This window comes from Desulforapulum autotrophicum HRM2, assembly GCF_000020365.1.
Lineage (GTDB): Bacteria > Desulfobacterota > Desulfobacteria > Desulfobacterales > Desulfobacteraceae > Desulforapulum > Desulforapulum autotrophicum.
Map to the genome: position 1 here is coordinate 969,967 of NC_012108.1, position 24,660 is coordinate 994,626.

17 protein-coding genes are annotated in these 24,660 nt (G+C 48.2%); 6 read left to right on the forward strand and 11 right to left on the reverse strand.

Going from position 1 to position 24,660, the window contains the following annotated elements; genetic code table 11:
• Positions 1-161 precede the first annotated feature (161 nt).
• A complete protein-coding gene (locus tag HRM2_RS04185) occupies positions 162-887 on the reverse strand; it encodes a spermidine synthase family protein (RefSeq protein WP_012663206.1) in 726 nt (241 codons plus the stop codon).
• A 323-nt stretch (positions 888-1,210) separates the two neighbouring features.
• Here HRM2_RS04185 and HRM2_RS04190 point away from each other — a divergent pair, with 323 nt between their 5' ends.
• The gene (locus tag HRM2_RS04190; RefSeq protein WP_012663207.1) at positions 1,211-2,401 is read left to right on the forward strand and encodes a multidrug effflux MFS transporter; all 1,191 of its coding nucleotides are present in this window, start codon (positions 1,211-1,213) and stop codon (positions 2,399-2,401) included.
• A 102-nt stretch (positions 2,402-2,503) separates the two neighbouring features.
• Here the strand turns inward: HRM2_RS04190 and HRM2_RS04195 are convergent, their stop codons facing one another.
• Positions 2,504-3,298, reverse strand: coding sequence for an MBL fold metallo-hydrolase (locus tag HRM2_RS04195; RefSeq protein WP_012663208.1), 795 nt, complete (start codon positions 3,296-3,298; stop codon positions 2,504-2,506).
• A 30-nt stretch (positions 3,299-3,328) separates the two neighbouring features.
• A complete protein-coding gene (locus HRM2_RS04200; RefSeq protein WP_012663209.1) occupies positions 3,329-3,862 on the reverse strand; it encodes a hypothetical protein in 534 nt (177 codons plus the stop codon).
• Between the two features lie 358 nt (positions 3,863-4,220).
• Between HRM2_RS04200 and HRM2_RS04205 the strand changes: the two genes are divergently transcribed.
• Positions 4,221-5,093 (forward strand): aldo/keto reductase, encoded by an 873-nt coding sequence (locus tag HRM2_RS04205; protein WP_012663210.1) that lies wholly within the window; start codon positions 4,221-4,223, stop codon positions 5,091-5,093.
• 38 nt (positions 5,094-5,131) lie between these two features.
• Here the strand turns inward: HRM2_RS04205 and HRM2_RS04210 are convergent, their stop codons facing one another.
• The gene (locus HRM2_RS04210; protein ID WP_187149330.1) at positions 5,132-6,658 is read right to left on the reverse strand and encodes a hybrid sensor histidine kinase/response regulator; all 1,527 of its coding nucleotides are present in this window, start codon (positions 6,656-6,658) and stop codon (positions 5,132-5,134) included.
• Positions 6,659-6,879: 221 nt separating this feature from the next.
• On the opposite strand from HRM2_RS04210, the gene HRM2_RS04215 reads away from it, so the two are divergent.
• A complete protein-coding gene (locus tag HRM2_RS04215; protein WP_012663212.1) occupies positions 6,880-8,151 on the forward strand; it encodes an SPL family radical SAM protein in 1,272 nt (423 codons plus the stop codon).
• A 147-nt stretch (positions 8,152-8,298) separates the two neighbouring features.
• Complete coding sequence (locus tag HRM2_RS04220; RefSeq protein WP_012663213.1) at positions 8,299-9,018, forward strand: sulfite exporter TauE/SafE family protein; 720 nt, start codon at positions 8,299-8,301, stop codon at positions 9,016-9,018.
• A gap of 34 nt (positions 9,019-9,052) precedes the next feature.
• Here HRM2_RS04220 and HRM2_RS04225 read toward each other — a convergent pair whose 3' ends face one another.
• The 7 genes from HRM2_RS04225 to ptsP form a co-directional block, all read right to left on the reverse strand.
• Entirely contained in the window at positions 9,053-11,008 is a 1,956-nt protein-coding gene (locus HRM2_RS04225; protein ID WP_012663214.1) for a fructose-bisphosphatase class III, read from the reverse strand.
• An 18-nt stretch (positions 11,009-11,026) separates the two neighbouring features.
• On the reverse strand, positions 11,027-12,292 hold the full coding sequence (locus HRM2_RS04230) for a glucose-1-phosphate adenylyltransferase (RefSeq protein WP_012663215.1): 1,266 nt from the start codon (positions 12,290-12,292) through the stop codon (positions 11,027-11,029).
• A gap of 25 nt (positions 12,293-12,317) precedes the next feature.
• Positions 12,318-13,337: a type I glyceraldehyde-3-phosphate dehydrogenase gene (gap, locus tag HRM2_RS04235; protein WP_012663216.1), complete on the reverse strand. Its 1,020-nt coding sequence runs from the start codon at positions 13,335-13,337 to the stop codon at positions 12,318-12,320.
• A gap of 95 nt (positions 13,338-13,432) precedes the next feature.
• Entirely contained in the window at positions 13,433-14,416 is a 984-nt protein-coding gene (locus HRM2_RS04240; RefSeq protein WP_332306305.1) for a class II fructose-bisphosphate aldolase, read from the reverse strand.
• A gap of 22 nt (positions 14,417-14,438) precedes the next feature.
• The gene (pfkB, locus tag HRM2_RS04245; protein WP_012663218.1) at positions 14,439-15,365 is read right to left on the reverse strand and encodes a 1-phosphofructokinase; all 927 of its coding nucleotides are present in this window, start codon (positions 15,363-15,365) and stop codon (positions 14,439-14,441) included.
• A 4-nt stretch (positions 15,366-15,369) separates the two neighbouring features.
• On the reverse strand, positions 15,370-17,106 hold the full coding sequence (locus tag HRM2_RS04250) for a zinc-binding dehydrogenase (RefSeq protein WP_012663219.1): 1,737 nt from the start codon (positions 17,104-17,106) through the stop codon (positions 15,370-15,372).
• Positions 17,107-17,140: 34 nt separating this feature from the next.
• Positions 17,141-21,097 carry a phosphoenolpyruvate--protein phosphotransferase gene (ptsP, locus tag HRM2_RS24965; RefSeq protein WP_012663220.1) on the reverse strand — a complete coding sequence of 1,319 codons (3,957 nt, stop codon included), beginning with the start codon at positions 21,095-21,097 and terminating at the stop codon, positions 17,141-17,143.
• A 727-nt stretch (positions 21,098-21,824) separates the two neighbouring features.
• Here ptsP and HRM2_RS04260 point away from each other — a divergent pair.
• Positions 21,825-22,820 carry a LacI family DNA-binding transcriptional regulator gene (locus HRM2_RS04260; RefSeq protein WP_012663221.1) on the forward strand — a complete coding sequence of 332 codons (996 nt, stop codon included), beginning with the start codon at positions 21,825-21,827 and terminating at the stop codon, positions 22,818-22,820.
• A 46-nt stretch (positions 22,821-22,866) separates the two neighbouring features.
• Complete coding sequence (gene pgm / locus HRM2_RS04265) at positions 22,867-24,522, forward strand: phosphoglucomutase (alpha-D-glucose-1,6-bisphosphate-dependent) (protein WP_012663222.1); 1,656 nt, start codon at positions 22,867-22,869, stop codon at positions 24,520-24,522.
• Positions 24,523-24,660: the final 138 nt, after the last annotated feature.

The window sequence follows — 24,660 nt, forward strand, 5'->3', positions numbered from 1 at the left end:
GTTCAGGAAGTTTAAAAATAAATTTCCCAGGGGGAAACTTTTCAGGGTGCTGCTTTCCTTGGTCTGGAGATGAAAAGCGGAACTTAATACTCGCTTCGGGCCATTTCTCTATGCTTTGGAAGGCAGAAAATGGTGGGAAAAGGGCTTGGACTGCAATCTTTCTATGGGGTTGTCTGGGCCACGTAAACGGCACCTTCGGAAGAACCGCCCGTTATTGGATTCTCAAACGTTATGGTGTGGGATTCGGCCGTTGCAAACACGCCTGCCAGTTGACGGGTAAAAGATGCTTCGGGAAAACCATCGGCCCAGAGGGCAAAAACCCCGCCAGGCTTTAAATGCTGCGCCAGTTCCCTCAGTCCTTGTTCACTGTAGAAGCGGGTATTTGTTTGGTGCAGAACCCGCGTGGGGGTATGGTCTATGTCCAGAAGAATGGCATCGTGTTTCTTATGCGGATCTGCCGGGTCAAAGTTTTTTGATACGTCCTGGGACAGGGCAAAAAAATCTGCATGAACCAGTCGACAGCGGGGATCCTGGGTCAATGTCCTGCCCAGGGGAACAAGACCGTTCTGGTGCCATTGGATGACTGCCTCTAAAAATTCCACAACCACAAGTGAGGTGACGCGCCTATCTTCCAGGGCGGCAACAGCCGTGTAACCGAGTCCGAGACCGCCGACCACAACGTCGAGTTCTTTTCTTTTCAATACGCCAAGCCCGAGACTGGACAGCTGTGATTCTGCCTCATGGAACAGGCTTGACATGAGAAAATCCTCACCAAGCTTGACCTCGTATATCTCAAGTCCCCCGAGTTGCAGCAAGCGGCGTCGCCGCAGCATCAACTCTCCGAGGGGCGTTTGTTGAAAATCCAATTCCTTGTAGTTTAAACTCATTCTGCCTCCATGGTATCTGATTAGCTTATCCAAACGAGTCTGATTAAACAAGTTGAATATTTTTCATTCAGAATATGTTAAATAGTGGCTGACCGAAAGTAGAGGGTAATCCCTTACTCCGGTTGCTGGTATGATACGAATTTAATATATAACCGGCATGGCCGGAGCATGATATCTGCTCTGGCCACAACGAACAATGAAACGTCTCTGTTTGCAATGCTTTGGTGGGGGTTTCATCCAATAAAAATCAACGAACTCTTGTTGCTGAACGAGTGGAATCTTTGTCGGCAATATGGAATATTCAAAAACAGGTGTAAAGAAGTATGCTTTCAAAAAATAAATTATTATTACTGCTGTCGCTGCTGGCGGCGTTTCCTCCCCTTTCAACGGACATGTATCTGGCGGCCATACCTCTGCTTCAAAAGGCCTGGAACCAGCCCCTGGCCATGCTCAACCTGACCCTGGTCTGTTTCTTTATAAGTTACTGCGTGTTCCTGCTGTTTTATGGCCCCCTGTCGGATCGGTTCGGCCGTCGGCCTTTGCTGCTGGTGGGGATTGCCATTTTTATTATGGGAAGCCTTTTGTGCGCCATTTCAGACCAGGTGTTTGTCCTGATTATTTCCCGGGTGATCCAGGGCGCCGGGGCAGCTTCTGCATCGGCCCTTTCAATGGCCATCACAAAGGATGTCTATAAATCCCATGAACGGGGACGCATCCTTGCATATATCGGCGTGATCATGGCCCTGGCTCCCATGCTGGCTCCTGTGTTTGGGGGATGGGTGCTGACCCGGTTTTCCTGGCGCTGGATATTTGTGATCCAGAGTATTGTCGGGCTGATCGCGTGGATCGGCGTATTTCGCATGTCCGAAACCCTGAAGGTCCCCTCAGCCATGGGGGTATTTCAGACCGCCGGAATCTACCTGCGCCTGCTTCGTAATCGTCGTTATCTGGGCTTTTCCCTGATGATGTCCCTGGTCGTGCTCCCGCATTTTGCGTTCATCGGGGGATCGGCGGATATTTATATCACCCGTTTCGGCCTGTCGGAGCAGGTATTCAGCTATTTCTTTGCCCTTAACGCGGCGTCCATCATGGCCGGCGCCTTTTTGTGTACCCGTCTGCTGCACCGGATCGGGTCAAGGCGGATACTGACCCTGGGTTTTGCAGGAATTATGCTCGGAGGGCTGGGAATGGTGGCTCATCTTTTCCCCGGTCCCTGGGGCCTGGCCTTGCCCATGGCCCTTCTTTCCTTTTCCTTTGGCCTCAGCCGCCCCCCCAGCAACAACCTGGTGCTCGAGCAGGTGGATCAATATGCCGGGGCTGCATCCTCGCTCCTGATTTTCATCTATTTCATGCTGGGTGCGTTTGCCATGTGGTTGATCTCCCTGGAGTGGAGCGACAAGGTTCATACCATTGGTGTGCTGGGAACAGTGGTCGGTGGGTTCATACTGGGTATCTGGCTTTTTCTTCCCGGAGCAGCGGCTGGAAAGCCTACTTCAGGTGGTGCTTCCAGGTGAGCTAATCCTTTGAAAGACCTGTCAGGGAGGTCTCCTGGTCGACGCATTTGAGATTCCGGCGGGTTTTTGTCATATGGCGACCATCACCGGGTCAAAGCCGTATTATTCTTCCCCGTACCTGAACAGAAAATGGGTTCCCATCAGCCTTGCTGCGAATCCTTTTTTCCCGGTGCAGGGCAGGCGCTTTTCCAGAGGAATTTCATCGTTTCTCAGGAACATGTGTACCGGGAACAGATATTTAAATTCAAGTTCAGCCAGGCGGGTCCCGGAACGGATCTGTTCTTTTCTGTTATGGAAAATGGGAACCAGGCCTGCAAGATTGTGTTTCAGCAGCGATATGGCGCATCCGGAAAAAAGAGATCCTGTCTGCCGGTGAAGGAAGGCCGTGTGCCCGGGGGTGTGCCCCGGGGTAGGGATTGCCCGTATGCCATATTGCTGTTCAAGCTGTGCACACCCGGCCGGGTCAAGGGCTATGAACCGGCCGTTGGACGGGGAGGGGCATCGCCCGGGGCTGTGGCGTACGGGTAGATTCAGAAGGGGGTGCAGCCACAACACCTGGGCCTGTCTGCCTGTTAACAGGGGCAGGTCAGCCTGGCCAATGAAGATATCGATCTGGGATTCAGGTTTCAGATGTTCGGTCAGCTCTGCAAGGCTTCCGGCATGGTCCCTGTGCCAATGGCTCAGGCAGATGGCCCGGATGGATCCCGGATCCAGCCCAGCCTCTTTTAATGATTCAACAATCAATCGCCCGCATCCCGGGCTTCCGGTATCAAAGAGAACAAGCCCCTTGTCTGATTCCAGAACAAATACATGGGTGGGCAGCAGCTGAGTTTTAAAAAGAAAATTTGTTTTTATGGCAGAAACCGTGGAGGTCAGTCTTGTGAGGTTGTTTTTCATTCCCGATCCGTTCCCTCCTGTTTTTTCCGGCTATTGGAGTTCCTGGTGATAGCTGTTTTCTGCTTCCTGCATTTTATTGCGGCCAAGTTTGATCAGGAGCTGACCTTTTTGAATTTCAGATTCGCCCTCATTTATTTGGGTATTGCCACGATGGATCAGGTCATTGCCTTCTTGAATTTTTTCTTCTCCATCCTCCCAGTCCTTTGCAATCTTTTTAAGGTCAGTCGCTCTGCCAAAAGCCATCTCTGCTGAATCCGTGGCTTGAGAAATCTGGGAGAGCGCTTGGTAGGCCTGACGATTGGTCTGTACTTCAACGTTTCCAGCGGCAATCAATTGCTCCCCTTCGCGCAAATCAGAGCGGCCTTTTTCAACCATTTTTCGTCCCTTCAGCACTTGATCTTCCCCTTTTTTGGAATCATTTTTACCCTGTTCCCACTGTTCGGCTATTTCGATTCTGGATTTGCCTTCAGCAAGGATACGATCCCCAAAAGTGGTTTTTTTCAAGGCACATCCCGACATGGTGATGAGCGTGGCTATCAATAATGCAACAATAATGCTTTTCATTAGAGAAACTCCTTTGGTTGAAAATAATAATGGTATACCTTACCTCAAATTCGTTCATAAGTTCAAGAGTTCTTCATTGATAGTTTTTTTTAAACAAAATGGGCAATGTGTCCATTGTCTGAAATCCGGGCAAAGACATTGCGGGTGCCCATTAACAAGATTCAAGGTCAAGGCGTTTTGAAAGTATTGTTGAACATGCCAGTCAAAAGCATTATGATTTATCGTAAAGGCAACGCAATTCAGCTTTAAAGCGGTCGGTTGCTGAACCTTGCTTTGAAGCGGGCATTCCCCATATTTACATGGTCTGGAAAAAGATAAAACTTTGCACCTTTTAGGTAAAAATCAAAGGAGAACAACAATGACAAACCCAATGGTTCCTCAAATCCAATCCCCCTCGGTTCCTGGATTTCAACACACGGATAAAAGGCTGACCGTTGTGGGGCTCGGAGGAGAGGGCGTGCTCAGGACAACCGGGATGAAAGATCAGGCCCAGGCGGTCATCTCTGCTGCAGTTGATCAGGGCATAACCTATTATGATTCTGCAAGGGTGTATATGGACAGTGAACTTTACTATGGGGCATTCTGGGAAAAACATCCTCAACAACGGGAAAAGGTTTTTCATACCAGTAAATCCGCCCAGAGAACCCGCCAGGGCGCCCTGGATGATCTTTCCCAGACATTGAAGCGCCTGAACACAACCTACCTGGATCTCTGGCAGATCCATGATGTGCGGGATGAAAAAGACCTGGATCTGATTTCAAGAAAAGGTGGTGCCCTGGAGGCCTTTGTTGAAGCCAGGGAGCGGGGGCTGGTCCGGCATATCGGGGTTACCGGCCACCATGACCCTGAAATTCTGACCCGGGCTGTTGAACAATGGCCGGTGGATTCGGTGCTCATGCCGGTAAATCCCGTGGAGGAAATCATCGGCGGATTTTTAACCCATACCCTTGAGGCCGCTCACAAACGAGGGATTGCCGTCATTGGTATGAAAGTGCTGGGCGCAAAACACTACATTTCCAGGGAAGCGGGAATTACAGCCGAACTGCTCACCCGTTTTGCCCTGTCCCATGACATTACCCTGGCCATTGTGGGATGCAGCTGCGTTGAAGAGGTTTCAGAACTTGTAAAGGCAGGGGCGTCGGATCAGAAAATGACTTTGAACGAGAGAAAAGAGATCATGGCGCCGTTTATGCCAATGGCCCGGAAACTGGCGTTTTATCGTGGTGTGTGATTGACAGGATGTGGGGGACAATTTTAAAGCAGTATGCTTTAACCCTTTGGTTTTTTTTCAATCCCATTTTTAGTAACCGGCAGAAAGATGTGGACGGTTGTTCCTTTGTTCACGGCTGATTCGACATGAATATTTCCCCCGTGTCTGGAGATGATGGACCAGGCAACACTCAAACCAAGACCGGTGCTTTTCCGGTTGTTCAATGGTTTGGTCGTGAAGTAGGGATTAAAGATCATATCCAGATATTCCCGGGATATCCCGCAGCCTGAATCTGAAATGGTAATGAAAATCCGGGGTGAAGTCCGTGGCTGTTCCTGATATTTCACAGCAACATCGATATGGCCGGAGCCATCCATGGATTCAACGGAATTTTGGAGGATATTCTCAATTGCAACCCTTAGCTGACCTGGGTCCGCATAAAAAGAATCAGGAATCGGCTTTGATTCAAAGGAACAGGTAATTTTCTCAGGATCCAAGCTTTTTTCAAGGGCTTGCAGGATCAGTTTCTCAATATCAATTTTGGCCTTTAACGGCCTGTCGCCCTTTGCAAAGGCCATCAGCTTTGATGATATGTCTTTGGCCAGCATGATACCGTTCTCCGCGATTCGCAGATATTTTTGTGTTTCGTTATCTGTGCAGCAGAGCTGGGCCAGGTTAATATTCCCGATAATTGAGGCCAGGGTATTGTTGATATCATGGGCAACACCGCCGGCCAGGGTTCCAATGCTTTCAAGCTTTTTGGATGTTTCAATGGCTTTTTCAAATTCCCGGAAAAGTTTTTCATGTCCTTTTTTCTCTGTGATATCAAACGCAGTTTCAAGCCGGACGACTCGTTTATCATACCACTGGATAGCCTTGTCAACAATGCTGTACCAATGGTTGTTGAGGGTGTTTTGAAATTCCCATTCATAGGGCTCAGAAGGGTTGCCGTCAGGATGAACCAGTCTTTTGTTTGTACAGAAGGGGCAGGGACCCGTCTGGTCTTTCTGGATAACCTGCCAGCATTTGAGTCCTTCAAAGGCCTGGGGATCATCGTACCCAAATGTCTCCATTAGTTTTTTATTGGCATAAATTAATTCATGGGTCTGCATATCCGACACATAGACGATGGCCTCCATTGAATCAAAGATGTCCTTGAATCTGGCAAACCCGGTTTCATTTTTTTCTTTTTGGGTGAGCTGATACCTCTCCTGGTCATATTTGGTTTCAGCCTGTTCAACGGTTTTGTAAAGGTTCTCCAGGCTTTTGACAGGCTTTACCAGGTATTCAAAGGCATTGTTCTGTTTCAAAGCATCTGCCGCAGTTTCAAGATTGGCGTACCCGGTAAGAAAGATGATCTGTACACAGGAATCAATCTTTTTTAAAGCGTGCATCATCTCAATACCGTTCATTTTATCCATATGAATATCGGATAGTACAACCTTAAAAGGATGGTTTTTAAAAATTTTAATGGCATCATGTCCATTGGAGGCTGTTTGGACATCAATCCCGCGGTTTTCAAAAATAACCTTGAATGATTTTGTCAGACGGGGCTCGTCATCAACTATAAGCAGTCTTTTTTCCATTGTTCTTCCAGTCAAGTGTTCGGAATTTTTAATACAAGCAAGCTCAGCCATTGAAGAAGGAGAAGACAATAGGTACAAATATCTATTTTTTTATGAAAAGTCTAACTCTTTTACAATTTCCAGGGACGCGAAAATTACAGCCGAATTGCCCATCTGGTTTATAGCGCATGCTTCCAACCTTCAAACTGGACGGGGGGTGTTTTTTCAGGTATAAGGACGCCATGGCATCAAATAAACTTTTACAGATTACTCTTTTTCACAGTCTTCCTGGGGATCAACAGCAGTGGCTGCTCACCATGTCCGAAACCTATGCCTTTTCCTTTCAGCAGCTGAGGATGCTGACTGAATACAGCGCGGACCTGATCTGCTGGAAGGCCGGATCCCTGGCGCAGTTTTACCTACCGGAAGCAGTGGGGCAGGCAAAGGGGAAACAGGCGGCAGGTAAGGTTTTTCAGCAGTTTCGCCAGGGGTATGAAACGTTGAAAAACGGACAGAAACGGTATAGCGGAGCAAGCCGGTTTTCCGCCGGTGAACAAAAATTTCCAGAAGCGCAGATGGTTGAGGTTCAGCTTAAGGGAAATATCATGGGAAAATGTCCGGTTGCCTCCGAGAAAACCCGCTGCTGTAACCTGAACACCCTGGATGCGGTGCAGCAGTGCGGTTTTGATTGCAGTTATTGTTCCATCCAGTCCTTTTACCATGGGAATCAGGTGCGTTTCATCCAGAATCTCATGTCCCATCTGGAAACCATGGAGCTGGATACGGACAAACTTTATCACATTGGAACTGGCCAGTCTTCCGATTCCCTGATGTGGGGCAACCGGTTTGGGCTTCTGGACGCCCTTTGTCGGTTTGCTGCAGAGCATCCCAATGTAATCCTTGAAATGAAATCCAAGAGCGGCCGGATCGATTATTTCCTGGAAAACCGGCCGCCTGCCAACATGGTTTTTACCTGGTCCCTTAACACGCCAACGGTGATTCAGCATGAGGAAAAGGGAACGGCCTCCCTGGATAAACGGCTGGAAAGTGCCCGGAAACTAGCGGATAAAGGCATCCCAGTAGGATTTCATTTCCATCCCATTGTCTGGTATGAGGGGTGGCGCAAAGACTATCTGGCCCTGGTGTCCCGTCTGGCAGACAGTTTTCAGCCCCAAGAGGTGGTCATGGTTTCCCTGGGGACGCTGACTTTTATCAAACCGGTCCTGAAGAGGCTCCGGGCGCGAATGCCGGACAGCTCCATTTTGCAGATGCCCATGGAGGATTGTGCCGGGAAACTGAGTTATCCCCTTGAACTCAAAAAAGAACTTTTCTCCTCGGTTTATCAAGCCTTCCCGGATTCCTGGAAAGACGCTGTCTTCTTTTATATGTGCATGGAGCATATAGATCTGTGGCAGCCGGTTTTCGGGCGAAGTTATGACTCCAATGAACAATTTGAAGCAGATATGCTCAATACCTATCACGAAAAAATTTCCAGGATCAGCCATTCCTGTTGAACTTTCAAGTCTCATGCTCAAGGTGACCGCTGCCTGCTGCCATAAACAAACTTTGACAATAACCCCTATAGCAGGTATTTTTGTCAAAAAATTGAATGGGATTGGAATTCGGTCAGCCACTATTTAATCTATTGAAAGCGGGATGAGTTGTTAATAAGTTTAATTCTTGGTGTTGCCTCCTTTTCCTTTAGTTTTGCAGGATTTGGATACGGTTTGATTGCGGTTCCGCTTCTGGCCTTGATATTACCGATAAAACTGGCTGTCGCCATCCAGTTCCCCCTTACTTTTCCCCTGTTTTTTATCAATACCTACCGGTATGGACACCGGATCAGCTGGACGGAAATAAAACCTTTTTTTTTAGGTGCAGCCATTGCGGTTTTATTCGGGGCGTTTTCTTTTCATTGGTTTTCTGAAATTGTCATGAAACGGACCCTGGCAATGTTTACGGTAATATCTATTTTAACGGCCAGGTATTCAATGGGTGAAAAATTTCTCCATCGCATAGCAGAAACCGTTCCAGGCGGTGCTTTTCTGGGGGTTTTAAGCGGATGGTTTATGGGTGCCTATACGGCTGGCGGTCCGCCCGCCGTCATATATGCTGCGGCTAAGTTTCCGGATACTGAAAAAGCAAAGGGAATGCTGAGTGTCTATTTCTTATTGGTTGGACTGGGACTGCTTGTTCTGTTTCTCTTTAACGGGGTGCTGAGTTTAAATACCTTGAAACAATCTGTTCCGCATTTTCCGGCGGTAATCTTCGGTTTTCTGCTTGGAGACATCTTCCAGAAAAAAGTCAGCCGAAAAGGATATATGAGGGGTGTCCATCTCCTTCTTTTTTTGGCAGCCATATTATTAAGCTTTTCCAATTGAAATGCTCTTGTATTCACAAGGTTTTTGGGGGCAGTTACACCAGTCCCTCTTGGTAAGCGTTCTTCAGAGCCATCAGTTCGTCAATACGGTGTTGAATTTCTTGACCTGCATCACTATCTTTGATGCGAATACGGCGACTCTGGTTTTCAATGATTTCAGTCGTACAGTTAATATCGTGAATTTCCATGTCGGCAGAGGAATTTGCCTCGTCCTGCTGGTGAGTGGCCAGCAGTATTCCCCATGAATTAAAAACCAGGGTGTAGCCGGCGATTCCCGTTTTTCTCTGGTAGGCCCGCGCAAACCCACCGTCGATGACAATCAGTCTGCCGCCCGCCTTTAACGGACTTTCCTTTTCTTTGACGATCACCGGTACATGCCCGTTTACAACATGCCCTGTATCGGGATTAAGCGCAAAGGCCTCGAGGATTTGTCGGACCGTTCCTTCGTCGTCCCGCAGGGTATAATAGATATTACGTGGCTCTTTGTGAGTGGCTTTATCTGCAATAAAATATTGTTCGAAGGTTGTCATCTTTTCCTTGCCAAAAAGAGACGAACAGGGTCCGCACCATAAGTACCACATGGCGTCCAACCCCTCTTGTTTTTTTGGGGAATCATCTGTGGTAAAAAAACCCTGCCGGGCCAGGCGATGCATTTTTTCCATCAAATCCTTTCCCGCATAATTCTTATTGTTTATCTGCAGTGACATAAAAGAGCCGTCATTGTTCATGGGAATGCAACCATGGTAGAGCAAATTTCCATTGCAGGTTTTATATATACTGCCCTTGGCAAAAAGAAAGCGTGTATGCTGCTGTAATTTATCACTGTTCAGGAATGCTGTTTTCAACCGTGCAACCACATGTTGTTCTGCAGGTGTCAGGGTGTAAGGATCTTCCGGGGTGACGGTCTGAAATCTTTTGTCAAGCAGTGGATGGGCACGTTTATTTATCTGAATGGTTCCCTGATCAAAATCAATTTTATCATACAACAAACGATCACAAAGACAGTATTCCGACCGTCGTTTGATAATTTGGGCTTCCAGCTTGAACTGTATAATGGTGATGGCTTTGTGCATTTGCGCCATCAGCCTTTGCTCACCCTGTGAATTGTCCAGCTGGTTGAACATCTGGGATCTAAAAACTTCACAGGGGTCATCCCCGTAGGTTTCAATGGCAAAGGAAGCCAGAGGCAAAAGACTCACCGCATATCCATTTTCCAAAGTCTCCATATTGGCATGACGCAGGGAAATCCGGATGACATTAGCGATACAGGCCTCACTGCCGCCTGCTGCTCCCATCCACAGGATATCATGATTACCCCATTGAATATCGGCGCTGTGGTACGCCATCAAATGATTCATGATGAGATGGGCTGCAGGGCCACGATCGTAAATATCACCCACAATATGGAGGTGATCGATGGCCAGACACTGGATGGACTTGGCCATGTTAATAATGATTATTTTGGCCTGGCCGGTGGTGATAATCGTCTCAAGCAGACTCTGGTAGTATTCGTACTTATCCGTCAGCTGTTCATTTTCATAGAGCAGCTCCTCAATCAACATTTCAAAGCGCCCCTCAATCAACAGTTGTACTTTAGAACGTGGGTATTTTGAAGAAACCGCTCGCAATACATGGATCAGGTGTAACAAGGTCCGTTGATACCACTGCCTCCTGTCATCAGTGATCGGCAACATGATTCCCAGCATCTTTTCAGGAGAATAAATGAGGGCACCCAGCTCTAGCTTCTCTGCAGCGGACAAAGTGTCGTTGAAAATTTCGGCAATTTTGCGCTTGATTGCGCCGGAGGCATGGCTGACCACCTTGCAAAAGGCCTCATATTCGCCGTGAATGTCCGAGATGAAATGTTCGGTGCCCTTTGGCAGGTTGAGTTGGGCCTGCAGGTTAATAATGGCCTCGGCAACAGCTTCCTGGGATGGGTGCTCTTTTGTCAGGTAGCTCAGGTGGCGCATGTTCTCCGGATCTCTTTCCATGGGTGCGGCTCCTCTTTATTAAATCACTGTACCATCAGGAATGATCGCACTCTTGGGAACGACCACCAAGCCATCCCGAATCGCCCATTGGTCTGTTTCTGAATCGGGTCGATCAGGCAGAAAGCGAATATGGACATTACGACCAATCCGGGCTTTTTTATCAAGGATTGCGGCCTCAATAATTGAGCCATCGCCCACCCCAATGTCGGGACGACCCAATCGTCTGTTTTCAGCGTGATGTTCATCTGTTTCATAATAATCAGCCCCCATCATGATCGTGTCACGTATGACGACCTGGGAACCTATTTTGCTGCGGATACCAATAACCGAGTTGGTAATTTTTGCCTCGGCAATGCTGCATCCTTCAGCGAGCAACGTTTTTTTTAAGCTAGCACCTTGTACATCGGTTGGCGGCAGGAAACGAGCGTTGGTATATACTGGCTGGTTGGGAAGGTTTAAGTTGAAAATCGGGTTTGCAGCCAGCTCCAGGTTCACTTCATAGAAGCGGCGGATGGTGCCGATATCGGCCCAATACCCATCGAAGATATGTCCCATTACCCGATGGTTGGATAAAGCCTGGGGAATGATATCTTTACCAAAATCGTCACCCGGTGTTGCCAGAAGTTCAGCCAGCAGGTCTGTGGAAAAAACATAGATGCCCATCGATGCCATAAAGGGTTTTTCAGAACCTGGACTGCTTTCCAGGTCATGGAGGCTTTCCGGATCCGGCTTTTCGATAAAACTTGTGATTTCACCGTCAGGGCTACGCTTGAGAATACCAAGTTCAGGGGCCTCCAGACCATTGACTGGTTGAACCGCCAGGGTAATGTCGGCCTTGGTGTCCACGTGGTATTGCACAAATTTACGATAATCCATTCGATAAAGGTGATCGCCGGCCAGGACGAGGACATATTTGATGCCGGAATTTTTGATTTCTACCATCTGCTGCCGTACCGCATCGGCAGTACCCTGATACCACCCTGTGCTATCTGGTGTCTGCTCAGCCGCCCAGATCTGGACCCAGCCGTTGGTAAACATATCTCGCCGATAGGTCTGGAAAATATGTCGATGCAACGAAACCGAATTGAATTGCGTTAAAATAGAAATTTTATCGATACCGGAATGCAGACAATTGCTGATGGGAACATCAATCAACCGATACTTGCCAGCCAGCGGCACGGCCGGCTTGGACCTTTTTTTTGTTAAGGGATACAGGCGGGTGCCTCGGCCTCCACCCATAATTAGACCTAAAACATCTTTCATTATCATCGCTGTAATCTCCATTCAAAGCAACTAACCCAATTTGCGCTTATTTCATTAAACTTCCCATATGGTCTAATGTTCTTATTAATTGACTAACATAGCTCATTTCATTGTCATACCAGGACACAACCCTAACCTCATAAATTTTGGTTCCACATCGTTGCGCAAGTGTTTGAGTGGAGTCAAAAAGTGAACCATAGCTCATACCAATGGTATCACTTGACACCAGCTCCTCGTCAGTATATCCAAAGGATTCATCGGAAGCCTTTCTCATTGCTTCATTGAGACCTTCGACAGTTACAGTCTCGGTATCATCCTTTAAAGTCGCATCAAGAATAGTGAGGGAACCCGAAGCAACCGGGACGCGTTGTGCGGATCCGATCAGTTTTCCGTCAAGTTCAGGAATGACAAGACCGATCGCTTTTGCAGCACCGGTTGAATTCGGCACAATGTTAATTGCGCCTGCCCTTGCACGACGAAAATCACCTTTACGGTGGGGACCGTCAACAATCATCTGGTCGCCCGTATACGCATGAATCGTTGTCATGAAGCCTGTTCTTAACTCACGATACTCATTCAATGCTTTTGCCATGGGAGCAAGGCAATTGGTTGTGCAGGACGCTCCAGAAACGATGAGATGATCCTTTCTCAGTGTCTGATGATTTACGCCATAAACAATGGTTGGAAGGTCAGTGCCTGCAGGCGCTGAAATAAGAACCCTCTTTGCACCTGCATCAATATGCGCCTGGCTCTTGGCCTTTGAGCAGAAAAATCCGGTACATTCTAATACAATATCAATCCCATAGCTGTCCCAGGGAAGATTCTTCGGATCAGCATCTTTGTGAACGCTGATTTTTTTGCCGTCAATGATAAGTGTATTCTCATCACTATCGACCGTATGCCCGTAAAAAGGACCCTGTACACTGTCATATTTCAGAAGATGGGCAAGCATTTTTGGTTCAGTTAAATCGTTGATTGCCACTACTTCAAAACGATCGTCTCCAAAGATTTTTCGGAATGTAAGCCTTCCTATTCTTCCAAAACCATTAATGGCAACTTTAAGCATAATATTTCCCCCAATTTAAATATCTGGTATAGTGATGGAAAGTCACTTCTCCTGTTTCCTCGTCCCTTTTTGAATGGAATTTCTCAAGCGGGAAATCACATCTTTCCAGCGCTACCCAGAACATTTTTGTTTTTATCTTTAATTAAAGAGATCAATTCATCCCGGGCAGGTCCCAGATATTTACGGGGGTCAAATTCAGCCGGGGATTCAGAAAATACCTTTCGTATAACAGCTGTCATGGCAAGGCGCCCATCGCTGTCGATATTGATCTTACAGACTGCTGATTTTGCGGCCCGGCGCAATTGATCGGCCGGGATCCCCACTGCGCTCTCTAAATTACCGCCATATTGATTTATCATGGCAACATGTTCAGGCGACACCGAAGAGGCACCGTGCAATACAATGGGATAACCTGGAAGACGTTGTTCAATTTCCTCCAGAATATCAAAGCGCAGTGATGGTGGCTGTTCACCGGGTTTCAGCTTGAATTTATGGGCCCCGTGGGAAGTTCCAATCGAGATAGCCAGGCTGTCTGCCCCTGTTTTCTCAACAAACGCCTGCACCTCTTCCGGTCTGGTATAGTGACTCGTCTCTGAAGATACTTCATCTTCAACCCCTGCCAGAACTCCCAGCTCCCCTTCAACGGTCACCCCCATTGTATGGGCATAGTCGACAACTTCCTTTGTCAGTCGAACATTTTCTTCAAAAGAAAGGTGGGAACCATCGATCATCACAGAGGAAAAGCCACTGTCAATACAATCTTTGGCCAGTTCGAAACTGTTGCCATGGTCAAGATGCAGGGCAATGGGGATTTTACTGCCGGCTTTTCTTACCATGGCAACTGCGCCCTTTACCATATGGGGCATCATTGTGGGATCTGCGTATTGCCGGGCGCTGCCGGATACCTGCAAAATAACCGGTGAATCAGATTCTGCGCAACCGGTAACGATGGCCTGGAGTTGCTCCATATTGTTGAAATTATAGGCAGGAACGGCAAATTTGCCTTCCATCGCCTTTTGAAACATTTTTTTGGTATTTACCAAATCAAGATCTTCATATCGAATTGGATCAGTCATCATAAACCTCCCATAAAAATTACGACTACACCTGGCTGAGCTTAACTTTTGCTAACAACTCGTTTACCTGTGCAAGGGAACCAACCGATGTGCCTTTTTGACTGGCTGTAGCAGCACCACAGGCAATTCCTTTACACAAGGCATCCTGCATGCTATCCCCCTGGCTGAGTCCCCACACAATCCCGGCAACCATGGAATCACCTGCCCCAATTGGGTTGGCTGCAACTATTTTGGGACTTGCTGCCAGCCACGCTTTCCCTGCATGGACCAGTACGGCACCCTGTTTTCCAAGGGAAATAATCACGTTTGCAGGGCCCATGGCAGAGATTGCCCTGCCAACTGCTGCGATCTGGGCAGGCGTGTTAACAGGAAGCCCGGTCAGCCCATGTGCTTCTTCATCATTGGGTTTAACCAGCAAGGGCTTTGCACCACAGTTCTGGCGTAGGGCCTCGTCGCTGGTGTCCAGGAATACGTATGCTCCTGCCGACTGGATGAGGGTTATCAGCTCAGTATAGTAACCTGGCGGCACCCCTGGAGGCAGACTGCCGGCCAGCACCCACCAGTCTCCGGCCCGTACCCGATCGCCTACTTTTTGCGCCAGTTGCGCAAGATCGACATCCGTAATGGTCGGGCCCGGTTCATTGACCTTCACATACTGTCCATTCCCACTGACGATGGATACATTTGTGCGGGTTTCTCCCTCAACCCAGACAAATTCAGTTTCAATCCCCAAAGATTGGAGTTTATCGTTGAGCAATTCCCCGCTTTTACCGGCGGCAAAACCGAGGGCCACACTTGAAACACCTAACGATTTAAGCATGCGCGCTACATTAAACCCTTTCCCGCCGCAGTCTACCCGCCAGTCCGAGGCTCGCAGGACAGTATCAAAGACGATCTGATCAACCGTCATCTCCCGGTCTACTGCTGGATTGAGTGTAACAGTAAATATCATTGTCTTATCCCTTCCAGTATTTTTCAAAAAGTGCTTCTTCCGCTTCAGCGGTCCACATATTGCCGGGTTCAAGTTTCTCAGCAATATCAGGATAAATATCCTGCAACTCATCGAGTCCCATCAGCGGCAGATCCGGGAATTGTGGAAAAATAATAATTTTTCCTGCATAACGACCATCAATCATCGCCTGGATACCCTCTCTGGCAACATTCATTCCGCCAATGGCGCCGACACTGCGGCCCGGATTCAGCGTTCCCTTTGCAGCCTGATCCATTACCTGAAACTGGTCGTTGAGGCTGAGGCCTGAGGTGCCGGTATATTGAGCATTGCCCATGTAGACCGCACTTAAATTTAAATGGGCCATTGTTCCATTGGGTACACCGGCAAAAAAGACCAGCATGCCATCCTTATGCATCAGGGTACCCGCCTCAGCCATAACGTCAGCAATGGGTACGCTGACGACAACATCCTCGGCACCCTGCCCATTGGTTGCCTCCATTACAAAGTCATGGAGTGATTTGTCGTTTGTTTGGGGATTAAATGTTAGCAGCTCGCAATTATTCCTGGCTGCCAGGGGGCCAAATCGTTCCTGGAGCGCAGCCAGCCGCAGGTCACTGACCTCGGTGGCGATCACCCTGCCGGGTCCATGGGGAAGTTCAATGGCTCTTTGCACATGCATCTGCCCCATTGGCCCGCCGGCACCAACAAAAACAGTTGTTCCACCCGCTTTAAGCTCACACCGATTTCGTTGTTCGCCATAGGATGCACCAATATCAGGGCCCTGGCAGCCAATAAAGGCGATATAGTCATAGTGAAGACGGCCCACGTCGGCATTTACCAGGCTGTCCAAAGGTGTCTGGCCTACAAGATTGAGAGTCCCCCTGCGCATGATAAATTTGGCAACAGCACTGACGGTTTCCCCAGAACGGGGGTCAAGCATAACAATATCATCAAAACCCTTACCATCAGTGAACTCTTCAGCGAGTGCGCTGTACTGGTCAGGCCCCAGTTTATTACGAACCACAACCGTTGCAGAGGTTTTGTCGGTAAGCTTTGCAACCGTGCCTGGGACGTCGGTTAGAATAATAGTTGCAGGAGCGGCAAGGCCTTTAGTGAATTCATATTCGCGCCCATCGCCAGGTCGTCCAATGACCCACATGACGCCGCCATCCTTAGGATCAAGACGTCTTCGCTGGGTGTAGGATGCGAGTACACATCCCCATGGTTCAAGAAGCGAGGCCTCGGCGTAGCCCATATCGCCTGTTATCGGCAGCAGACAGGCGCCCTCATCGGTTTCCAGCATCTCCGGGCCAATCAGGTGATACTGAATAAGGCCCCCTGGTATCGTGTAACCATAGGCTGTACTTTTACCGTTCTGGTAGATGTCAGGCTGTACTGCCACACGCTGTCCTGGATAGTATTTTCCCTTTAGTTCTTCCCCAACTTCAATGATTGTAAGCGACGCTTCATGGCCAAGCCTGGTTGGCTCTTTGGTGAGATCGCGATTGTACAATTTAGGGTGCTTTCTTCCCATGCGTATCAATTTCACATCGGAAAAACAGAGTCCTACGCTGTCAACCCGAACGAGCATCTGGTTCGCTGCCGGTTTGGGGATGGGCAATAATTCGGGTTTCCCGTTTTTTCCTATATTTTCCTCACCTGCACCGTACATATTCCAGACCAGGGTCTGCTCGGGTATGGCACGGTCGATGGAATGGTATTTATTATATTGTGATGTCATGGTTACCTCCTATAAGTGTTAAAAAAGTTAGATGCTACACCAGGTCGTCGTTGGTTTTATACAAATCCATAATAGATTCTGAACTTTCCAGCTGTAATGCTTTTTTTGCTTTTTCTTGCAATTTGGTATAGTTCACGGCACGGATAATATTTTTCACCGCCCCCACATTGGCAGGGCTGACTGACAGTTCATCCACCCCCAACCCGACCAGCAGTGAAGCGAGACTTGGGTTCGCAGCCGCATTGCCGCATACACCAACCCACTTACCATGGGCCTTTGCTGCTTTTACCGTCATCTCAACCATTTTCACCAATGCAGGATGGTAACTGTCCGCTTCAGAGCAAAGATCAGGATGCAGGCGATCTATGGCCAGTGTGTACTGGGTTAAGTCATTTGAACCGATGGAAAAGAAATCCACCTCTTTCGCCAGATGCTCCGCAATCATAACCGCAGATGGTACCTCAATCATAATACCCAGCGGCAACTTGGGAGCATTTAACTGCAGGCGAACTTTCTCAGCAATATCCCGTGCTTTTCTCCATTCTGACATTTTTCCGATCATGGGAAACATAATGTGCAGTCCGGTCGAGCCGGTTGACTCTTTCTGCCAGATTGCTGTCTGGTAAATGGCTTCCAGTTGGCGCTTGAAGATGTCTTCATATTTGAACGACAGACGAATCCCTCTCATCCCCAAAAATGGGTTTTCTTCATGGGAAATGTGCAACCAGGATACAGCTTTGTCTCCGCCAATATCTAACGTGCGCACGATCAACTGACGACTGCCAAGCTCTTTGATGATGGCTTTTAAGGCATCGCATTGTTTTTCAATGGGTGGTTCTGTTGCCGACGACTCAAAGAGAAATTCGGTCCTCAACAACCCCACACCTTCGCCACCATCTTCTAAAACAAGTTTTGCGTCTTCTGGCTTGGCTATATTGCATACGACATCGATGTGTCGACCATCCAGGGTTTCAGCGGCCTTATGTTTCTGGGCACCTTCAGCCTTGCGAATCTGTTCCCACTGTTCAATCCATTTTGCCCCATTTCTCTGGGTTGCCTCATCCGGATCAACATAAATGGACGATGCCTGTGGATCGACAATAATCAATTCACCGTCCTCAATGTTCTCCATTACCCCCTCACCCAGGCCAACCAATGCGGGGAGACCCAGGGCTCTGGCAAGGATCGCCATATGACTGTTGGGGCCACCAAGCTCCGTGCAGATACCACGAACTTTCAGCCCTTGCAATCCGGCTGTTTGTGAAGGTGTTAAATCTTTTGCCATCAAAATGAAATCAGTTTCCGGATAAGTGGTTGCTGAAACAGCTTTCACAATTAATGCCAATACCCGATCACGGACATCAATGAGATCGGCAATCCTTGCCCTCAGGCGTTCGCTGTCAACTGTTCTGAGTGACTCAACCTGCTTTTCAATCGCTTGATGAAAAGACCAGGCGGCAGTCTTACCATTTATAATGAATTTTTCGCTGTCGGTTAGCACCAGTTCATCCTGCAGCAATTGCTTCTGAGCATGCAAAATTGCGGCTTCGTTTGGCGCCCTGCTTTGCAGGTTGGCTTTCAGTTTATCCAGTTGCCTGGCGGCCTCGGCCAGGGCCTCGCTAAAGCGTTTGGATTCATCTTTGGGGTCTTGTGCTTCCTCCTCAAATTTAATTTTTCTTGCCTGCAACCGAAATGCGGGTGCCATTGTAATTCCAGGTGATGCCGCGGAACCTTTCAGGGCTAAACGACACTGAACATTGGGGAGAGCTGATAAGACGGTCAGGGGATTATAGGATGCATTTGACTGTCCCTCCTCATTGTCCAGCCCCTGACGAATCATTTCAGCCAGAACCTGTACTGCTTGTTCCGCCCCAGTCCCCTGTGCCGAAATTGTCAGAACATCGCCATGATTCGCACCCATGGACAACAGGGATGCCATGGATTTGGCATTGGCTGTCTTCTGATTGTTTCGAATGCGGATATCTGTTCCTGAAAATTTTGCAGCCTGTTCTGAAATCAAGCTTGCGGGGCGGGCGTGCATGCCTTGCGAATCGACAACCTTTGCCTCTGCTGTAACAGAATAATCATCCAGTTGCTCGGACGGTGTCTGCTCCTTTGCATTCAGCGCCTGCAAAATATCGTTTTTATCGGTTGTGGTTGCCAGTTGTTCGGCGACCGCCTCATCCATGACCACATTGGTCAAACGCTCAAGGAGGCTCAAATGATCTTTGCCTTTTGCTGCAATACCGACGATCAAACGGGCCACATCTCCCTTCTCATTCCAGACAACACCCTGGGGTGCCTGCACAATAAAAACCCCGGTTTGAATAACCTGATCTTTTGCTTCATTGACACCGTGGGGGATAGCCACACCATTAATCAGATAGGTACTGATTTTTTCTTCACGCCCGGCCAATGCATCCAAATAGTCTCCACTGACGAGACCTGAAGAAGATAAGTTTTGAGCGATCAGTTCGAGTACATCATCTTTATTCGTTACCTGGGCATTTAATACAATTTGTTCCGAATTGACTATCAAAGTATCTTCTGCGGCTGTTTTGTTTTGCTGTGCAGCAGGTGTCGGAATAACCTTTTCAGATATTTCGGGTTTTTGGGTAATCTTGGCTACCAACTCGTCATAGAAGCTATCGTCCATGAAGTTATCAATGCTGAAATGTTGTGCACCTGGCAATTTAGACCGAGCGCGATCAGTCAATTCATTCTGTGTAATCACAATGTCCGCATCTTTCAGATCATTAATGGCTGCGTTGGAAACCTCAATATCGAGGCCGGCAGTTTTAATTTTGCCACGCAATACCGTTGCTCCCATGGCTGAAGATCCCATGCCGGCATCGCAGGCCACAATAATTGATCGAACACTTCCTGCCGCCATCGGGACCGCTTGTCCTTTTGCTTCGGACTTACTTGCAGCAACAGCGGCTGTGGCGGCTTCCAGGTCATCACTTTCTGACGCGTCCCTGCGAATGATTACTGATCCAATGAGAAACGAAGTGACGGCGGAAACAGCAATGGAAGTCAAGGTGAGAACAATACCCATTCCCTTTGTGGACATCAGGGTTAACGCGAAAACAGAACCAGGTGATGGTGGACCAACCAGGGCATTACCTGTGACCATGTTAAAACCAACACCCACCATGCCGCCGGTGATCACGGCAATAATAAGTCTTGGCTTCATTAAAATATAAGGAAAATATATTTCATGAATTCCACCAAAAAAGTGAATTATGGCTGCGCCGTAAGCTGACTTTTGTGCCGTACCTTTACCCGCCACCATATAAGCCAGGAGAATCCCCAGACCAGGACCTGGATTGGTTTCAATCAAATAATAAATGGAAGATCCGACCTTGGCAGCCTGTTCTGCACCCAAGGGTGTGAAAACACCATGGTTTATGGCATTGTTTAAAAACAGAATTTTTGCAGGTTCAACAATGATTGACACCAGGGGCAATAGAGACATCTTCACAATCCAACCCACACCCGACGCCAGTGCCTTGGTAATTATAGAAACCACCGGGCCAACTACTAGGTAGGCAATCAAGGCGACCAGCATGGCAATGATGCCCAGGGAGAAATTGTTGACCAGCATTTCAAACCCAGGTTTGATTTTACCGTGAACCTTCTGGTCAAATTTCGTTACTGCCAAACCTCCCAAAGGACCGGCAATCATGGCCCCCATGAACATCGGAATATCACTGCCGACAATGACCCCCATCGTCGTAACGGCTCCTGCTACGGCACCACGGTCACCGCCAACCATTTTACCACCGGTATAGCCAATTAAAAGGGGCAGCAGATACGTAATAATAGGACCCACCAGTGACGCCAGTCTTTCATTGGGCAACCAACCGGCTGGTATAAACAACGCAGTAATCAATCCCCAGGCGATAAAAGCACCAATGTTGGGCATTACCATACCACTCAAGAACCTTCCAAATGACTGGACACCTATTTTCATCGTATTACCCGACATAAACATACCTCCCAGTTACATGGTTCGTAAATGATCGATAATCAACCCCCAGGCAATAAAGGCACCAATGTCGTGGGGGGCATTTCGGCCAGGAGCAGCCAAATCTTTGAATTGTCTCGTTCATTTCAAGGCTTCCTTTTTAAATGGGTTAGTGTGGGGTGGCCAATCGCCATACCTCCTGAGGGTAATTCGAACCGGCCTTTTTCAGTTTGAAAAGTAGACCTGCGGCATTCTTGATTCAAATGTAAACGTTTACATATAATGTGTCAAATGTTTTTTATCATCTTTTTGATGCGAATTTTTATCCGTAATAATCTAAAATACTTAATTGATTATAATATTGTTTATCTTTTACTGTTAGTGCTTTTGGATTTTATCCAATAACGCCTACCAAAACGCCCATTGTTTGTTGCTTTTATGGTAAACGATTACATTCCTTGTGGTACGAGGTGTCAGTAGAACGCAGAAACCCTGCAGGAGCGCTATTCGACCAGATCTGCTGCGTTGCCAGGTATTTTCGGTAGGAGATTACATCCCCATGCCCGGCGTTTTGCATATCCGGCCAAAGGGAGGTTGCAACTTTAGGCTCAAAGTTTATATTAATCTTTTCCCAATGGCTGCGGGTTGAAAGCAGATGTTACAAAAATGAATTTGACTAAAATAGTGTAAACGTTTACATTAGATTGACAAGCGGAACTATCAACCAAACAAGGAAAGTGCTATTCCCATGGTTAAAATTAAAGACGTTGCCGAAGCAGCGGGTGTATCAACTGCCACAGTGTCAAGGGTATTGGCAAACAAACCCCACGTGCGGCCTGAAATTCAAAAACACGTATTAAAAGTAGTGAAAGAGCTGAATTATCGACCAAATCGTGTTGCGCAAAACCTGAGATCAAACACATCCAAAATTATTGCCTTGGTCGTTTCTGATATAGAAAATCCGTTTTTTCAAAGGGTCAGCAGGGCGGTTGATGATGCGGCCTACGAGCTGGGCTATATTGTGATGCTGTGCAATACAGATGAGAATCCAGCTAAGGAAGAATCCTGTCTGAACCTTCTCCGGGACGAAAATGTCGCCGGGGTTATTTTATCTCCCACGCAACGAGCCATTGAAAAGTTTTCAGAGATGCCGGCCATGGACATGCCAACGGTTATAATCGACCGGCATGGGAAAAATCTGGCTATAGACAGTATTCACATTGATAATGTGCAAGCAGCCCATGCCATAACCAGCCATCTGATCGAGCATGGTTACCGGCGAATAGGAGGCGTTTTCGGTGGCAATAGTATCACTGGCAGTCAGCGCCACGAAGGTTTTGTACGAGCCTTGAAAGATCACAACATCAAGCCGGCGACGGACCTGATTAAATTTGCCAGCCCCCGGGAAGAAGATGGGTTCGATACAACCATGAATCTGCTGAATATGCAGGACCGGCCAGACGCCATCCTTACCAGCAACAGTCTATTGGCCTCAGGCGTCCTGCTGGCGATTCGTGAGTGCAAATTACAAATTCCAGGGGACATTGCCTTTGCAAGTTTTGATGATACGACCTGTGCCCAGTTGTTTGAACCGGCAATTACGGTTATTGATCAGCCCACCTATGAGATTGGTCGAACGGCCACTGAGCTTCTCATCAAAAGGATTCAGGACCCGACACGTTCAAATCGTGAGGTTGTTCTCAAAACCAAATTAATTGTTCGAAAATCTTGTGGTTGTAAATAAACTGAACATATAATATCAATCCTTAAACCTACAGGAGCGATTCAATATGAAAATTCACCCCCTCGCCGGAAAAGTGGCGCCGAAATCTCTGCTGGCCAATATCCCAAGGCTTGTTTCATCCTACTACACCCATCAACCGGACATTTCCGAGCCGACCCAGCGAGTCGTTTTCGGGACCTCGGGCCACCGTGGCTCGTCACTGAAAAACAGTTTCAACCAAGACCATATTCTGGCCATCAGCCAGGCATTATGTGAATATAGAACCTCTCAACATATCAACGGACCGCTTTTCATGGGTATGGATACCCATGCCCTCTCGGAACCTGCCCTGGCCAGCGCACTTGAAGTCTTTGCCGCTGCCGGTGTGACCGTGATGATCCCCAAGGGGCTGGGCTATACACCCACGCCGGTCATTTCCCATGCCATTTTGACCACCAATCAAAACAGGCGCCAGGGTCTTGCCGACGGTGTGGTCATCACCCCCTCGCATAATCCCCCTGAAGATGGCGGATTTAAATACAATCCGCCCCATGGCGGGCCGGCGGGCGATGACATCACCCAACGCATTGCCGACAGAGCCAACGAAATACTTGGTCATGGGATTGATCACGTCAAACGAATGCCGTATGAAAAAGCCCTTAAAGCTGAAACGACCCACGAATATGACTACATCGGCCCCTATGTGGCGGATCTTGCCAAGGTGGTTGACATGCAGATGATCTCTGCATCCGGGCTCAAGCTCGGTGTGGATCCCATGGGCGGGGCCACGGTACACTACTGGAAACCCATTGCCGAGCGCTACGGGATTTCCCTTGACATCGTTAACCCGGTCGTTGATCCTACCTTTGCGTTTATGGCCCTGGACAAAGACGGTAAGATCCGCATGGACTGTTCTTCACCCTTTGCCATGCAGGGGCTGATCAAGCTCAAGGACAAGTTTGACATTGCTTTTGGCAACGATACGGATGGGGATCGCCACGGGATTGTCACCAAGAGTGCCGGACTGCTTAATCCCAATCATTATCTGGCCGTGGCCATATGGTATCTTTTTCAAAATCGACCCGCCTGGAACCCCTCGACCGCCGTGGGCAAAACCCTGGTGTCCACTTCCATGATTGACCGGGTGGCGATGCATCTTGGGAAAAAGCTGTTTGAAGTACCCGTGGGTTTTAAATGGTTTGTAGATGGACTGATGGGCGCCAAAATAGGTTTCGGTGGTGAAGAAAGTGCGGGTGCGTCATTCCTGCGCCGGGATGGCTCGGTGTGGACCACTGACAAGGACGGCATCATCATGGATCTTCTGGCCGCTGAAATCATGGCCAAAACCGGCAGGGATCCGGGTGAAATATACCAGTCCCTCGAGGAACAATTCGGTTCCTGCGTATATGAGCGCATCGATGCACCGGCAACCGCTGGGCAAAAAGAGGTGCTAAAACATCTGTCAGCCGCAGCAATTACCACCCGGGAGCTGGCCGGTGAGCCGATCCTTGCTAAACATACCCGTGCGCCTGGCAACCAGGCCCCTTTGGGGGGATTAAAGGTCGTAACAGAAAATGGATGGTTTGCCGCTCGACCCTCTGGCACTGAAGAAATCTATAAAATTTATGCAGAAAGTTTTAAAGGCAAGGCACATCTGAAAAGCATTCAAAAAGAGGCCCAGAGCATTGTCAGTGATGCTTTTCAAGCGGCAGGTGCTTCATGACAAAAACAATCCTCTGATTCTGTTACATCTGCCTTCATTTCGGTCGTTTCGGTTATTGGAACGGGTCGATTTACTTGAATTCCGTTTATTTAGGTAGTAACCTCAAAATTTGGTGGTCTGCTTTAACGGAAAAAATCA